The organism is Streptococcus suis (genome assembly GCF_002964575.1).
GTDB lineage: Bacteria > Bacillota > Bacilli > Lactobacillales > Streptococcaceae > Streptococcus > Streptococcus suis_R.
On record NZ_POQQ01000048.1, the window covers coordinates 28,371 to 43,253 of the forward strand.

Consider the following 14,883-nt stretch of genomic DNA (forward strand, 5'->3'; position numbering starts at 1 on the left):
ATTTACGAATAGTATAAGTAAGGGAAAGAATATTACTTTCTCAATACAAATATTACAAAAATGTTACAATTTTCGTTCAAAATATGACATATATAGTTATATTATAGGAGTGAAAAGGATAACAGAAAGGTAGGATATGATTTATGCGCCGCACAAGATTTGGTCAAGAAAAACAAAGTTTCTCTATTCGGAAGTATTCCTTGGGTGCTGCTTCAGTACTGATAGGAACTAGTTTGGTCTTTGGGCTACAGGATGTAAAGGCTGATGAGCAGGTAGGGACAGCTGCATCAAGTAACCTATCGCTGGTACAAGTAGGAGAGAGTAACCAGGCTGTTCAGCTAAAGTCTGAACCAGCTCAGCTTGTAGATGAGACACAAAAGGTTGCTAGCCAGACAGAGGGACAGGCGTCTGGTGTGGAGAGCAGTCATACTCTGACTTCGGAAAGTCAAGTTTCTCCAGTAGCTTCAAGTCAAGAAAAGCCTAGCACTACTACCAGTCAGGAACCCTCCCCACAGGAAACTTCGGTAGTAGAGGCTACTCGAACTTTACCAGTAACAGTTACCAGTCCACCAGCACAGGCAAGTACTCCGACAGGTCAGTTGACAATCCAAAATCAGACAAGTACAGGTTTTGATATCGAGGTTTCTAATGTATCGGATAGCCAGGGAATCAAAGCGGTGAAAGTGCCGGTCTGGTCAGAACAGGAAGGTCAAAATGATATTGTTTGGTATGATGCCGTCCGCCAAGCCAACGGAAATTATAAGGTATCGGTTTCTCTAACTACGCATAAGAATGAACAAGGAGTCTATCACGCTCACCTTTACTATGTAGAAAACGATGGAAAGCTAGTTGGTGTAACCACAACTCAAACCAAAGCATCAGTTGCGGGTTCATCCCAAGCGACACAGGTAGAGAAATTAGCAGACCAAGGAACTTATCATTTTACCAAACAGGTTGCTGTAAAAAATGAAGCTAAGGAAGGTGCAATAACACAGTTCACATTTGAAAAGGGAGAGAAAGTCAATTACGATAAAAAAATAGAATCAGACGGTCATCAGTGGATTTCCTATTTGTCTTATAGTGGTGTTCGACGTTATGTCGATTTGGGAAAACTTTCAAGTTCAGTTCAGTCTGTCGCTGGTCAGCCAGTAACAACACAAACAAGTACTCCGACAGGTCAATTGACAATCCAAAATCAGACAAGTACAGGTTTTGATATCGAGATTTCTAATGTATCGGATAGCCAGGGAATCAAAGCGGTGAAAGTGCCGGTCTGGTCAGAACAGGAAGGTCAAAATGATATTGTTTGGTATGATGCCGTCCGCCAAGCCAACGGAAATTATAAGGTATCGGTTTCTCTAACTACGCATAAGAATGAACAAGGAGTCTATCACGCTCACCTTTACTATGTAGAAAACGATGGAAAGCTAGTTGGTGTAACCACAACTCAAACCAAAGCATCCGTTGCGGGTTCATCCCAAGCGACACAGGTAGAGAAATTAGCAGACCAAGGAACTTATCATTTTACCAAACAGGTTGCTGTAAAAAATGAAGCTAAGGAAGGTGCAATAACGCAGTTCACATTTGAAAAGGGAGAGAAAGTCAATTACGATAAAAAAATAGAATCAGACGGTCATCAGTGGATTTCCTATTTGTCTTATAGTGGTGTTCGTCGTTACGTCAAAATTGATAACTAGAACCAGCTAGTTACTGATATAACTGACTCGTCAGCAGGACTTGCTGGCGAGTTATTGCTGGTCTGGGAAGCTAGAAAAAAGGACTTTCTGGCAATAAATAACAAAAAAGATAGAAAATGCTTGCATTTCTGCTACAATTTGATAGAATAGTAAGGTAAAGTTAGACCGTATTGCCTACTGTCTATCTATAAAATATATTTTATTGGAGGCTTTTACCAAAATGGCAAAAGAAAAATACGATCGTAGTAAACCACACGTTAACATTGGTACAATTGGACACGTTGACCACGGTAAAACTACTTTGACTGCAGCTATCACAACTGTATTGGCACGTCGCTTGCCTTCATCAGTTAACCAACCTAAAGACTATGCGTCTATCGATGCTGCTCCAGAAGAGCGCGAGCGCGGTATCACTATCAACACTGCACACGTTGAGTACGAAACTGAAAAACGCCACTACGCTCACATCGACGCTCCAGGACACGCGGACTACGTTAAAAACATGATCACTGGTGCCGCTCAGATGGACGGTGCTATCCTTGTAGTAGCTTCAACTGACGGTCCAATGCCACAAACTCGTGAGCACATCCTTCTTTCACGTCAGGTTGGTGTTAAACACCTTATCGTCTTCATGAACAAAGTTGACTTGGTTGACGACGAAGAATTGCTTGAGTTGGTTGAAATGGAAATCCGTGACCTTCTTTCAGAATACGATTTCCCAGGTGATGATCTTCCAGTTATCCAAGGTTCAGCTCTTAAAGCTCTTGAAGGTGATGCTAAGTACGAAGACATCGTTATGGAATTGATGAACACTGTTGATGAGTACATTCCAGAACCAGAACGCGACACTGACAAACCATTGTTGCTTCCAGTCGAGGACGTATTCTCAATCACTGGTCGTGGTACTGTAGCTTCAGGACGTATCGACCGTGGTACAGTTCGTGTCAACGACGAAATCGAAATCGTTGGTCTTCAAGAAGAAAAATCTAAAGCAGTTGTTACTGGTGTTGAAATGTTCCGTAAACAACTTGACGAAGGTCTTGCCGGCGATAACGTTGGTGTGCTTCTTCGTGGTGTTCAACGTGATGAAATCGAACGTGGTCAAGTTATCTCTAAACCAGGTTCAATCAACCCACACACTAAATTCAAAGGTGAAGTTTACATCCTTACTAAAGAAGAAGGTGGACGTCACACTCCATTCTTCGACAACTACCGTCCACAGTTCTACTTCCGTACAACTGACGTAACTGGTTCAATCAAATTGCCAGAAGGTACTGAAATGGTAATGCCTGGTGATAACGTTACTATCGACGTTGAATTGATCCACCCAATCGCCGTTGAACAAGGTACTACTTTCTCTATCCGTGAAGGTGGACGTACTGTTGGTTCAGGTATGGTTACAGAAATCGAAGCTTAATTCGATTGAGTTCCCAGAAATAACAATTATAGTCAGACAACTAAATTGTAACTCTCTACTCTCGGGTAGAGGGTTTTTTCTGTAACAAATACCGATACTATTTCTAGCTCCTATCTGTAATACCAGTATAGATCATTCGGTTTTATGTAGATTTTGAGTTCTTAATATACTTAAGAGAGTGCTTCTATGCGCAAGTCGATAAATGTAGATAGATTTATAAAAAATTAGTAGGAAAGGCTTTCGTTATAGATTACTATTTTTCGAAAACATTTCATGATCTATGAGAAGGTATGATACAATAAAGTGAAAGGAGAGATATTATGAGAAAAATACGTTTTTACTTTATGCTATTATTTAGTTTTTGTAGCCTTTCTCTATTTTCTTCCCATATGGTCTTCGCTCTAGATAATCAGTCGGGAACAGCAGGAGAGAGTCATGCTATTTACAGATTATATAATTATGAAAATGGGGAACATCTTTATACAATCGATGCTAACGAAAAAGATGTACTGTATCAGCAACATCATTGGGGCTATGAGGGAGTAGCCTGGTATGCTCCTAGTTCGGGAAATGCTGTTTATCGCTTATATAATCATGGACTGCAAAATCATTTATATACAATGGATTTAAATGAGGTAAGGGTATTGACAACCTATCATGGGTGGCAGTTAGATAATGCTGGGAATCCAGTTTTTTATTCTGGGGGTAGCACACCGATTTATCGTGTTTATAATCCTGCATTACGTGGTTTACATCATTGGACTACTGATTTTAATGAGTATAGTATCTTGCCAAATCATGGTTGGAAACAAGAAGGTGAGGCATTTTTTGCCGAGAGTTTAGGGAATCCGATGCAGACCCAATATGTATCGAATGTCTTATATAATGGTTATTACTATTATGTAAGAGGTAAATATGGGTATGTTCCAATTGTCAACAAAAAATATCCTGTCAACAGTCAATATAGCCCGGGTGAAAACGCTGAGGCAAAGGCAGCTTTCCTAACTCTGACTAATCAAATGCGTCAGCTCGGATTTTCAATAAGTCATTCTTATAGTGGTTTTAGAAGTTATAGTCTACAGGATTCCCTATATAATAATTATGTTGCTCAGGAGGGACGATCGGCAGCGGATCGTTATTCTGCTCGTCCTGGGTATAGTGAGCATCAAACTGGTCTAGCTTTTGATATTTTGAATGGTCAAGGGGAACTTTTGCAGGGAGAAGCAGCTCAATGGTTAGCCAAACACGCTCATGAATATGGTTTTATCATAAGGTATCTTCCTGGAAAAGAAGCGATAACAGGTTATATGCATGAGGAGTGGCATGTTCGATATGTTGGTCAGGAAGCGGCTGATATTTATCATTCAGGTCTAACGCTTGAGGAATATTTTGAGATTACAGGTGGAGATTATCAGTAAACAAGAGTAGAAGTCCGTAGTCTCAGGTTGCTAAATACGGGCTTGGGAATTCCATATTGTACTTTAATCTTTTTTAAAAATATGCTATAATAGGGACTGTAAAAAATTTTAAGAAGAGGTATGTGAAATGTCACGTAAACCAATCATTGCAGGAAACTGGAAAATGAACAAAAATCCTCAGGAAGCACAAGCTTTCGTTGAGGCTATTGCAGGAAAATTGCCTGCTGGCGACAAAATTGAAGCAGCTATCGCAGCACCAGCTGTAGATTTGAACGCTCTCTTGTGGTTCGCTAAAGATTCTGAATTGAAAGTTGCTGCTCAAAACTGCTACTTTGAAGATGCTGGTGCCTTCACTGGTGAAACATCTCCAAAAGTATTGGCTGAAATGGGCGTTAACTACGTTGTTATTGGTCACTCAGAGCGTCGTGATTACTTCCATGAAACTGACGAAGACATCAACAAAAAAGCTCACGCTATCTTCCGCAACGGTTTGACTCCAATCATCTGCTGTGGTGAGTCACTTGAAACCTATGAAGCTGGTAAAGCAGTGGAATTCGTAGGTGCGCAAGTTTCTGCAGCTTTGAAAGACTTGACTGCTGAGCAAGTTGCATCACTTGTTATCGCTTATGAGCCAATCTGGGCAATCGGTACTGGTAAGTCAGCTACTAAAGATGATGCACAAAACATGTGTAAAGCAGTTCGTGACGTTGTTGCAGCTGACTTCGGTCAAGAAGTGGCTGACAAGGTTCGCGTTCAATACGGTGGTTCTGTAAACCCATCAAACGTTGCTGAATACATGGCTTGTCCAGACGTTGACGGTGCGCTTGTTGGTGGAGCTTCACTTGAAGCAGAAAGCTTCTTGGCTTTGTTGAACTTCTAATAAGAGCATAGAAAAAGACATCGGGTGCAACAATCCGATGTCTTTTTTTTGTGACTGTAATAGGTTATTTGAGTACCCATTCTCTGAGAGCATGGGCGACTCCGCTCTCGTCATTGGATTTGGTAATGTATTTGGCAATTTTTTTAAGTTCTGGATTTCCGTTTTCCATGACCACAGGGTTACCGACAACTTCAAGCATGGAACGGTCATTTTCTTGGTCACCGATGGCCATGGTTTGGTCCATGGTCAGCCCCAATTTTTCAGCTAATTGGATGATAGCCTGTCCCTTGTTAACTGTTTTAGGGGTGATTTCCAAATAAAATGGTGCAGATTTGGCAACATTGTATTTGTCAGTTAGGCTAGCAGGCAGTTGTGGGATGGCAGCGTCAAGAATGTCTGCCTCGTCTACCATCATGACCTTAATGATTTCCTTGTCAGCCATCTCCTCTGGAGTTCGGTAGAAGACAGGCGAGCTGACTAGCATGGATTCATAAATGGTATATTTCCCAATATTGCGGTTGGCAGTATACATGCCCTCTTTTGTACTGGCATGCATAGGAAGCTTGAGTTTGCGGGCAGCTAATTCGATGTCCAGATAATCGTCGTAGGACAAGGGATCTTTGACAATATCCTCACCAGTGGCAGCGTCTTGAACAAGACCACCGTTAAAGGTAATAACATAGTCGCCAACCTCATTTAGATGGAGTTCTTCCAAAATTGTACGAACACCAGAGATGGGGCGACCTGTGGCAATGACAATTTTCACACCTGCTTTTTTGGCATCCTGGATGGCTGAAAAGACCTCAGGTGTGATTTCGTGTTGGCTATTTAAGAGGGTACCATCGATGTCGATGGCGACGAGTTTAATTGACATGGTTTTCTCCAGTTGTAAATTGATCGTTGTGAATATGGCTGATAAAATCAGCAGTTTGTGGGCTGAAAATCCCAGTATCTTCCAGCATTTCTTTTGGGAAATAGAAGCGGCTATCACCATGGATGGTTCCAGAAAGAGAGTGGACAATAGGCGATAAGGTGGATAGTTCGACCTTGGTGTCATCCTTGCGATAAATCTCAATCTGCGTCCGTTTCTTTTCAGCATGGGGACGGTAAATATCGTAAGGCAGGTCAAAATTATGATGGATGGCTGTATAATATTCAGGGTCAAAGCCAACATCGGCGACCAAGCTACGAAGTTGATTGAGTTCTTCTTCGTTTTCTACCTTAAAGGTGATGGATTTGAAGACTTTTCGGTTGATGTAGCGCTGGGCCAGGTCGGATAAAATATGATCGGGACCATCAATCCAAGATTGGAAATAGGTATTCATCACTCCGTCATCCAGGGCTAGATAGTCAGACAAGCTGACACGGTGTTCAAAAAAGGGCAGGAGACGGGGAGAGGTTCGAGCAAAAAAGTCTTGCTCGCTCTTATAGAGTAATTTTGCCCGATTGAGCAAGTTCTGTAATAAAACTTCCATAGAACGACTGGCAGGATGGAAGTAGACCTGCATATACATTTGGTAACGGCTAAGGACATAGTCTTCCACAGCGTGCATACCGGATTCCTTGAAGGCAATGCCGTTTTCTGTGGGTCGGATAACACGCAAAATGCGGGTCAAGTCAAATTCGCCATAATTTGCTCCTGTAAAATAGGAGTCTCTCAATAGGTAATCCATACGGTCAACGTCAATTTGACTGGAAATCAGTTGAACCACCTGTTTATTGGGATAGGTGTGGTTGATGACGGAGGCAATTTTATCAGGGAAATCAGGTGCAATCTGTTTCAATAGACTATTGACTTCCGTTTCAGGACTGGTAATAATGGCACAGGTCATTTCTTCGTGGTCGGTATCAAAGAGGCGCTCAAAGGTATGGGAGTAGGCGCCGTGTCCAATATCGTGCAAGAGGGCAGCGACCATGGTTATCAGGCTTTCTGAAGGGTTCCAGAGCTGGGGATACTTCTCTTCAAATTTTTCTGTAATTCGTCGGGCAATTTCATAGGCACCCAGGCAGTGCGAAAAGCGGCTATGCTCGCCACCATGGAAGGTATAGGAAGTGGTTCCTAGTTGCTTGATGCGGCGTAGTCGCTGAAATTCCTTTGTATTGATGAGTTTGTAAATCAGTTCATGGTCAACATGAACATAATTATGGACGGGGTCACGAAAAACTTTTTCTATCATGCTTTTATTATACCAAAAATTGTCAGAATTTCGGATTTTTTCTCATAAAACAAGGATATTGCTATGTACCAAAGACTGTCTTTTGAGTATAATGGAGAAATGACAAATAAACTTATTTTACATGCTATCCAGTTCATCCTTGTGGGGATGATTGCTTGGATGCTTTACTTGATTGTTAGCTATGCTCGGAAGAATAAGATTTCCTTGACGGACAGATTTTGGACAGGCTTTGCCATTGGTTATGTGACAGACTTGTTGGATACCTTGGGGATTGGTACCTTCGCTACAACCACAAGTTTGCTGAAGGCGACAAAATTGATAGATGACGACCGACGGATTCCAGCAACCATGACGACGGCCCATATCATTCCTATCTTGTTGGAAGCATTGCTCTTTATCACCATTGTAGAAGTGGAGATGACAACCCTGATTTCCCTTGCTATCGCGGCCTTTACAGGTGCTTCGGTTGGTGCCCGTGTGACGCAACATTGGGATACACGAAAAGTTCAACGTGTCTTGGGGATTTTGCTAATCATTGCAGCAGGAATTATGGTTTATCGGATGCTGACCAATCCTGGTGCGGATTTGGCTAATGATGTCCGCGGTTTGACAGGTTGGAAGTTGCTAGTCGGGATTGTCTTTGACTTCTTTATCGGTATGCTTTTGAGTATGGGCTTGGGCAACTATGCGCCAGAGCTGATTTTCTTCTCACTGATGGGCATTAGTCCAGCTGTGGCCCTTCCTGTTATGATGTTGAATGCTGCCATGATGTTGTCTGCTGGTGCCAAGCAATTTATCCAGTCTGGTCGGGTCAACTGGCCAGGGGTGCCAGGTATTATTGTAGGTGGTGTTTTAGGGGTTTTAACAGCAGCCTTCTTCCTATCCAACCTAGACATCAATAATTTGAAAATCTTGGTTGTCTTTATCGCAGCCTATACAGGTCTGACCCTACTTCGTTCATCATTCATTACTAATATTAAAAAATAATAGGAGGAGCCATGCAGATTCATCTACGGAATGAAATTGATTTAGATGGACAGTTGGAAGTGATAGACCAGACTTTTCCTGTAGAAGTGAAGGAAAAAGAAGGCAAAGTCTATCTCATTTATCAGAATGATGAGGCTGAAAAGGTTGTCATCAAGTGTGATGAAAACGAACTGATAATGACACGTTTTTCCAATCCCAAGTCTATCATGCGATTTGTGAAGGAACAAGAAGCTATTGTAACCATTCCCACACCTATGGGGATCCAGCATTTTGTCACACAAACCAGCCTATATCAGATGAGTGCTGAACTGCAAGAACTAGCCCTCCATTATGACTTAAAGGGGCTTGAACATCAGCAGAAATTTGCTAGCTATAGGATGATGATTGCTTGGAAATGAAAAACGTTTTCATAGAAAATATTCTTTGAAATTCCCTAGAAATTTGTTATAATAGTTAGCAAATCGAGGGAGTAGCTAACGGATTTTTCCGTGGTAGTGTCGTCATTCCGAAAATCGTTTCCGGCACTATCTTAAATAGCGAGACTTGTTTTAATAAAACAGGTCTCTTTTTTATTGTAAAAGGTAGAGAAGGGGCCGAAAAGGAGAAGGAAATTGTCAAAAGAACAAAAACGCGATTTGTTTTATACACAAAGCGAAGAGCAAGTATTGTCAAGCATGGAGTCTTCTTTAGATGGTTTGTCTAGCAGCGAAGCTAGCAAACGTCTAGCAGACTATGGTCGTAATGAATTGGATGAGGGTGAAAAGCGTACACTCTTGGCAAAATTCTTGGATCAGTTTAAGGACTTGATGATCATCATCTTGATTGCAGCAGCACTCTTGACGGTGATTACAGAAGGTTCGCACGGTTTGACGGATGCTATCATCATCTTAGCGGTGGTTATCCTTAACGCTGCCTTTGGTGTTTACCAAGAAGGTCAAGCAGAAGCAGCTATTGAAGCGCTGAAGAACATGTCAAGTCCTGTCGCACGTGCCCTTCGTGATAGTCACGTTGTTGAGGTTGATTCGAAAGACTTGGTTCCAGGTGATATCGTCTTGCTTGAGGCAGGTGACGTTGTTCCAGCGGATATGCGCTTGCTAGAAGCCAACTCCCTCAAAATCGAAGAAGCGGCCCTTACAGGTGAATCTGTACCGGTTGATAAGGATTTGTCAGCAGTTTTGGCTGAAGATGCACCAATCGGTGACCGTGTCAACATGGCCTACCAAAACTCAAACGTGACTTACGGACGTGGTCTTGGTGTGGTTACAAACACAGGTATGTACACGGAAGTTGGTCACATCGCAGGCATGCTTGCCAATGCAGATGAGACAGACACACCATTGAAACAAAACTTACACCAGTTGTCTAAGGTCTTGACCTATGCAGTATTGGTGATCGCTGTGATTACAATGGCTGTTTCAGTATTTGTACGTGGTGAAGGTATCTTGCCTGCCCTTATGACATCTGTAGCCCTTGCGGTTGCGGCTATTCCAGAAGGTTTGCCAGCAATCGTAACAGTTGTCCTTTCTCTTGGTACACAGGTCTTGGCTAAGCGTAACTCCATCATCCGTAAGTTACCAGCGGTTGAAACACTTGGTTCAACTGAAATCATTGCATCAGATAAAACTGGTACTTTGACTATGAACCAGATGACTGTTGAGAAAGTCTATACAAACGGTCAATTAGTGGATGCTAAAGAAGCTTTGGACGCAAGCAATACAACGCTTCGTGTTATGAACTTTGCCAACGATACTAAGGTTGACCCAACTGGTAAATTGATTGGTGACCCAACTGAAACAGCACTTGTTCAATTTGGTTTGGATCAAAACTTTGACGTTCGTGAAGTCTTGGTTTCTGAGCCTCGTGTGGCAGAGTTGCCATTTGACTCAACACGTAAATTGATGTCAACTGTTCATCAGCAAGCTGCTGGAAACTTCTTCGTAGCTGTTAAGGGTGCTCCAGACCAGTTGCTCAAACGTGTAACGCAAATTGAAGAAAACGGCACAATTCGTCCGATTACAGATGCGGATAAGCAAGCTATCCTTGCAACCAACAAGGAATTAGCTAAACAAGCTCTTCGTGTCTTGATGATGGCTTACAAGTATGTGGATGCTATTCCTGAATTGGAATCTGAAGTCCTTGAAAATGACCTAGTATTCTCAGGCTTGGTTGGTATGATTGACCCTGAGCGTCCTGAAGCAGCAGAAGCTGTTCGTGTCGCTAAGGAAGCGGGTATCCGTCCAATCATGATTACAGGTGACCACCAGGATACAGCTGAGGCGATTGCAAAACGTCTTGGTATCATCGATCCAAACGATACAGAAGACCATGTATTTACTGGTGCAGAGCTCAATGAATTGACAGATGAAGAATTCCAAAAAGTCTTCAAGCAATATTCTGTATATGCGCGTGTATCTCCAGAACACAAGGTTCGTATCGTTAAGGCTTGGCAAAATGATGGTAAGGTTGTTGCCATGACTGGTGACGGTGTAAACGATGCACCATCATTGAAGACAGCCGACATCGGTATCGGTATGGGTATCACAGGTACGGAGGTTTCTAAAGGTGCCTCTGATATGGTCCTTGCAGATGACAACTTTGCAACTATCATTGTGGCGGTGGAAGAAGGACGTAAGGTCTTCTCAAACATCCAAAAAACCATCCAATATCTCTTGTCAGCTAACACAGCTGAAGTATTGTGTATCTTCCTTGCAACCCTCTTTGGTTGGGACGTATTGGAGCCAGTTCATCTTCTTTGGATTAACTTGGTAACAGATACACTGCCAGCGATTGCCCTTGGTGTTGAGCCTGCTGAGCCAGGTGTTATGCACCACAAACCTCGTGGACGTAACTCAAGCTTCTTCTCAGGTGGTGTATTGAGTTCTATCGTTTACCAAGGTATCCTTCAAACCGCTCTTGTTTTGGGTGTTTATGGCTTTGCCCTTCTTTATCCAGAGCATGCGGGTGACGATCACGCTATCCACGCAGATGCTTTGACCATGGCTTACTTGACGCTTGGTTTGATCCAGTTGGTGCATGCCTTCAACGTTAAGTCTGTATACCAATCTATCTTTACCGTTGGTCCATTTAAGAATAAACTCTTTAACTGGTCTATCGTAGCTGCCTTCTTGCTCTTGATGGCAACCTTGGTAATTCCAGGATTCAATACCTTCTTCAAGGTTTCAATCTTGACTCCAACTCAATGGTTGGTAGCCATTATTGGTTCAGGCCTCATGGTTGTCGTTGTTGAAATTGTCAAATTTGTGCAACGTAAGTTGGGCTTAGATGAAAAAGCTATCTAATATAGTTATTCAGTTTATCTTTTATTACTTCGTTAACTCGCCTTGCCGTACTTCAGTACAGCCTGCGACTCGTTGCCTTGTACTAAAAGCAAACTGAAGACTATATCATTTGAAAAAGCTCAGATTTAGTGGTCTGAGCTTTTTTCTGTACTGATAAGGTATTTTGGGAAGATTACTTGTCCCAACAAAGTGATGACTAGTGCCAGGATGAGGAGCGTAGTTTTGACAAGTGTTGGTATGTTAAATAATATGGTGATTGGTAAGATAGCCAAGCTGAAATAGTAGAGAATGAAGTATTTACTATTTTCCTTGATTTGAACTCTGTCATTTTCTTTTACTTGAATGGCTGACTTTTTATCTCCTCCTACACTGATTGTAGCTGTTGGATGTTGAAGGGGTAGGCTGAGAATTTTTCCTTGGGTAAGGGTTCCAGCGATCTTTCCATCCATTAGAATGGGAAGTTTGTTAGTAGCAGCTTGTTTGGGATTTTTTGGATAAGAAATCGTTACACGCATAGGACACCTCTTTTCAGTTTCTATGTTTATTGTAGCAAAATGACGGTTTCTTGTAAACGATTTCTAAGCTGAAAAATTGGTCGGTGCTTGCCTGTTCACCAAGAAACTGCTATAATTTTTTAAGAGGTGAGATGGATATGAATTATCTGCAAAATTATGTATTTAGTAAGAGTAGTTATTTACCCTCTGACAAGTTGATTCTTCTTCAGAAAGAATTAGAGGATTTAGACGAGGGAGCTTTGAACGCACTGATGATGGTTGAGTTGCGCCAACCCCTAATAGCCCTTATCTTAGCCATCTTTTTTGGAGAGTTCGGTGTAGACCGTTTCTATATAGGGGACAAACGTTTGGGTTCGGTCAAGTTGATTATCTTTGGAGTAGCCTTTATTACCCTTTTTATTCTGGTGGGGATACTCTTGTTTATGGGTTTGTATCTATGGAAATTCATTGACTGCTTTTTGATTATGAAGGCTTGTAAGGAAGCGAATTACCAACGGCTTATGGCTCAGATTCAGCAATTCAAAGCCTTTCAGTATGGCAATCGAACATTTTCTTAATAGAATGAGGAAGGAGGTTTGTTAGACCTTCTTTTTCTATCCTTGCTTGAAGAGCTACAGACAAGGAATTGAGGTGCAGGTTGCCATAGTAACTTGTCCTTTTCTTAATTCAAACCACCATAATTCAAATGACTATATTTGGGGCTGGCTTGTAAAGTGCCTGTAACATGGTGTGGGCTTTGTCATAAAAGTGTTATTTTTTAAGCTAGCTTTTATGGTATAATGGTAAAATATGCTGGAGAGGAGGTTTTTTATGCAGACTAGAAAAATCAGTATGTTTTTATTTTTAACCTACCTCCTTTTACTGACCTGGATGATTGTCTTTAAGATGGACTTGTCCATCCTAGCTGGTCGCTACACTACTGCTCAGATAAATCTGATACCACTGGCTGGAACAGCTGTCTATGATGGAGTATTAAATTTTCCAGAAATTCTCTTTAACGTTGTCAGTTTTATTCCCTTTGGCATTTATATGGAAATACTATTTCGTAAGGCTTCTTGGACAGTAAATTTACTTGTTATTCTACTTGTTAGTTTGGCCTTTGAAGTTGTACAGTATATTCTGTTGCTGGGGATTGCAGATATAACGGATTTACTGGCAAATGGTTTGGGCGGTGCCATCGGCATCAATATCATGTATGTATTGACAAGTATTTGGCATGAGAAAACTTACGCCCGCATGAATGTTTTTTCTTTGGTTCTTACAATCTTTGTTATATTAACAACTTATTTTCTTGTGTAATCCTTGCCAAAGATGAGAATGTTTTGTTAAAATTAAGAAAATGAATATCAAAGAAGAGATTATTAAACTATCTCAGGAAATAGGGATTTCCAAGATTGGCTTTACCACGGCGGATGATTTCGATTACTTGGAGAAATCCCTTCGGGCTAGTCAGGAAGAGGGGCGTTCGTCAGGCTTCGAACACAAGAATATCGAAGAACGCATTCGACCCAAATTGTCCTTGGCATCTGCAAAGACCATTATTTCCATAGCAGTAGCCTATCCTCGCCACCTGCCCACCAAACCGCAGAAGACCCAATTCAAACGTGGAAAAATTACACCTAGCTCTTGGGGGTTAGACTACCACTATATCTTGCAAGATAAGATGGAGCGTTTGGCACGGGGGATTGAAAAGCTGACGGATGGCTTGGAATACAAGGCCATGGTGGATACGGGTGCCTTGGTGGATACTGCTGTTGCCAGACGAGCAGGCATTGGCTTTATCGGTAAGAATGGCCTGGTCATTTCTAAGGAATTTGGTTCCTATATGTTTTTGGGCGAGTTGGTGACCAACCTTGAGATTGAGCCTGATCAGCCAGTGGACTACGACTGTGGTGATTGCAATCGTTGTGTTGCGGCCTGCCCAACCTCCTGTTTGCTAGGGGATACGACCATGAATGCCCGTCGTTGTCTATCCTTTCAGACACAGGACAAGGGCATGATGGACTTGGAATTCCGTAAGAAAATCAAGACGGTTATTTACGGTTGTGATATTTGTCAGATTTGTTGTCCTTATAACAAGGGGATTTCCAGTCCTCCTGTGGTAGACATTGATCCAGATTTGGCTGAGCCTGAGCTAATTCCCTTTTTGGACTTATCAAATGGGCAGTTCAAGGAAAAATTTGGCATGATTGCAGGCTCTTGGCGGGGGAAAAATATTCTCCAGCGCAATGCCATCATAGCCTTGGCTAATAGTAATGACCGCTCCGCCATTCCCAAACTCCTAGAAATCATCGATAAGAAGCAAAATCCCGTCCACATGGCGACGGCTATCTGGGCTTTGGGACAGTTAGTGAAAGAGCCTAATGATGAGATGATAGATTTTATCGCAGGCATTCAATCAGATAACGCAGATGTCATAGCGGAGCAGACAGCATTTCTCAACTTGGTAAATAGACTACAAATGTGATATAATACAAAGATAAATAAAAAATG

13 protein-coding genes are annotated in these 14,883 nt (G+C 41.9%); 10 read left to right on the forward strand and 3 right to left on the reverse strand.

All coding sequences use genetic code 11. The features are described 5' to 3' along the window. The first annotated feature begins 143 nt into the window (after positions 1-143). From C1E58_RS06445 to tpiA, 4 genes are all read left to right on the forward strand, one after another. The gene (locus C1E58_RS06445) at positions 144-1,697 is read left to right on the forward strand and encodes a GBS Bsp-like repeat-containing protein (RefSeq protein ID WP_105209781.1); all 1,554 of its coding nucleotides are present in this window, start codon (positions 144-146) and stop codon (positions 1,695-1,697) included. Positions 1,698-1,917: 220 nt separating this feature from the next. Next, positions 1,918-3,114: an elongation factor Tu gene (gene tuf / locus C1E58_RS06450; protein ID WP_024531546.1), complete on the forward strand. Its 1,197-nt coding sequence runs from the start codon at positions 1,918-1,920 to the stop codon at positions 3,112-3,114. 320 nt (positions 3,115-3,434) lie between these two features. Continuing rightward, complete coding sequence (gene ldcB / locus C1E58_RS12615) at positions 3,435-4,532, forward strand: LD-carboxypeptidase LdcB/DacB (protein ID WP_269088932.1); 1,098 nt, start codon at positions 3,435-3,437, stop codon at positions 4,530-4,532. A 127-nt stretch (positions 4,533-4,659) separates the two neighbouring features. Further along, positions 4,660-5,412: a triose-phosphate isomerase gene (tpiA, locus tag C1E58_RS06460; protein ID WP_004298713.1), complete on the forward strand. Its 753-nt coding sequence runs from the start codon at positions 4,660-4,662 to the stop codon at positions 5,410-5,412. 64 nt (positions 5,413-5,476) lie between these two features. Here tpiA and yidA read toward each other — a convergent pair whose 3' ends face one another. Then, a complete protein-coding gene (gene yidA / locus C1E58_RS06465) occupies positions 5,477-6,286 on the reverse strand; it encodes a sugar-phosphatase (RefSeq protein ID WP_105209782.1) in 810 nt (269 codons plus the stop codon). Then, positions 6,276-7,589 carry an HD domain-containing protein gene (locus tag C1E58_RS06470; RefSeq protein WP_105209783.1) on the reverse strand — a complete coding sequence of 438 codons (1,314 nt, stop codon included), beginning with the start codon at positions 7,587-7,589 and terminating at the stop codon, positions 6,276-6,278. Before C1E58_RS06470 ends, yidA begins: the two co-directional genes overlap by 11 nt. A 99-nt stretch (positions 7,590-7,688) precedes the next feature. Here C1E58_RS06470 and C1E58_RS06475 point away from each other — a divergent pair, with 99 nt between their 5' ends. The 3 genes from C1E58_RS06475 (at position 7,689) to C1E58_RS06485 (ending at position 11,875) form a co-directional block, all read left to right on the forward strand. Further along, complete coding sequence (locus C1E58_RS06475) at positions 7,689-8,576, forward strand: sulfite exporter TauE/SafE family protein (protein WP_105209813.1); 888 nt, start codon at positions 7,689-7,691, stop codon at positions 8,574-8,576. An 11-nt stretch (positions 8,577-8,587) separates the two neighbouring features. Further along, positions 8,588-8,974, forward strand: a complete 387-nt coding sequence (locus C1E58_RS06480) for a DUF1934 domain-containing protein (protein WP_105209784.1) — start codon at positions 8,588-8,590, stop codon at positions 8,972-8,974. 213 nt (positions 8,975-9,187) lie between these two features. Beyond that, the gene (locus tag C1E58_RS06485) at positions 9,188-11,875 is read left to right on the forward strand and encodes a cation-translocating P-type ATPase (RefSeq protein WP_105209785.1); all 2,688 of its coding nucleotides are present in this window, start codon (positions 9,188-9,190) and stop codon (positions 11,873-11,875) included. A 125-nt stretch (positions 11,876-12,000) separates the two neighbouring features. On the opposite strand, the gene C1E58_RS12215 is transcribed toward C1E58_RS06485, so the two are convergent. After that, complete coding sequence (locus C1E58_RS12215; RefSeq protein ID WP_193441738.1) at positions 12,001-12,390, reverse strand: hypothetical protein; 390 nt, start codon at positions 12,388-12,390, stop codon at positions 12,001-12,003. Between the two features lie 131 nt (positions 12,391-12,521). Here C1E58_RS12215 and C1E58_RS06500 point away from each other — a divergent pair, with 131 nt between their 5' ends. The 3 genes from C1E58_RS06500 to queG all read left to right on the forward strand — a co-directional run bounded on the left by C1E58_RS06500 (position 12,522) and on the right by queG (position 14,857). Continuing rightward, entirely contained in the window at positions 12,522-12,947 is a 426-nt protein-coding gene (locus C1E58_RS06500) for a TM2 domain-containing protein (protein ID WP_238142251.1), read from the forward strand. Between the two features lie 253 nt (positions 12,948-13,200). Then, positions 13,201-13,689: a VanZ family protein gene (locus tag C1E58_RS06505; RefSeq protein ID WP_105209786.1), complete on the forward strand. Its 489-nt coding sequence runs from the start codon at positions 13,201-13,203 to the stop codon at positions 13,687-13,689. A gap of 40 nt (positions 13,690-13,729) precedes the next feature. Beyond that, positions 13,730-14,857 (forward strand): tRNA epoxyqueuosine(34) reductase QueG, encoded by a 1,128-nt coding sequence (queG, locus tag C1E58_RS06510; RefSeq protein WP_105209787.1) that lies wholly within the window; start codon positions 13,730-13,732, stop codon positions 14,855-14,857. Positions 14,858-14,883 lie beyond the last annotated feature (26 nt).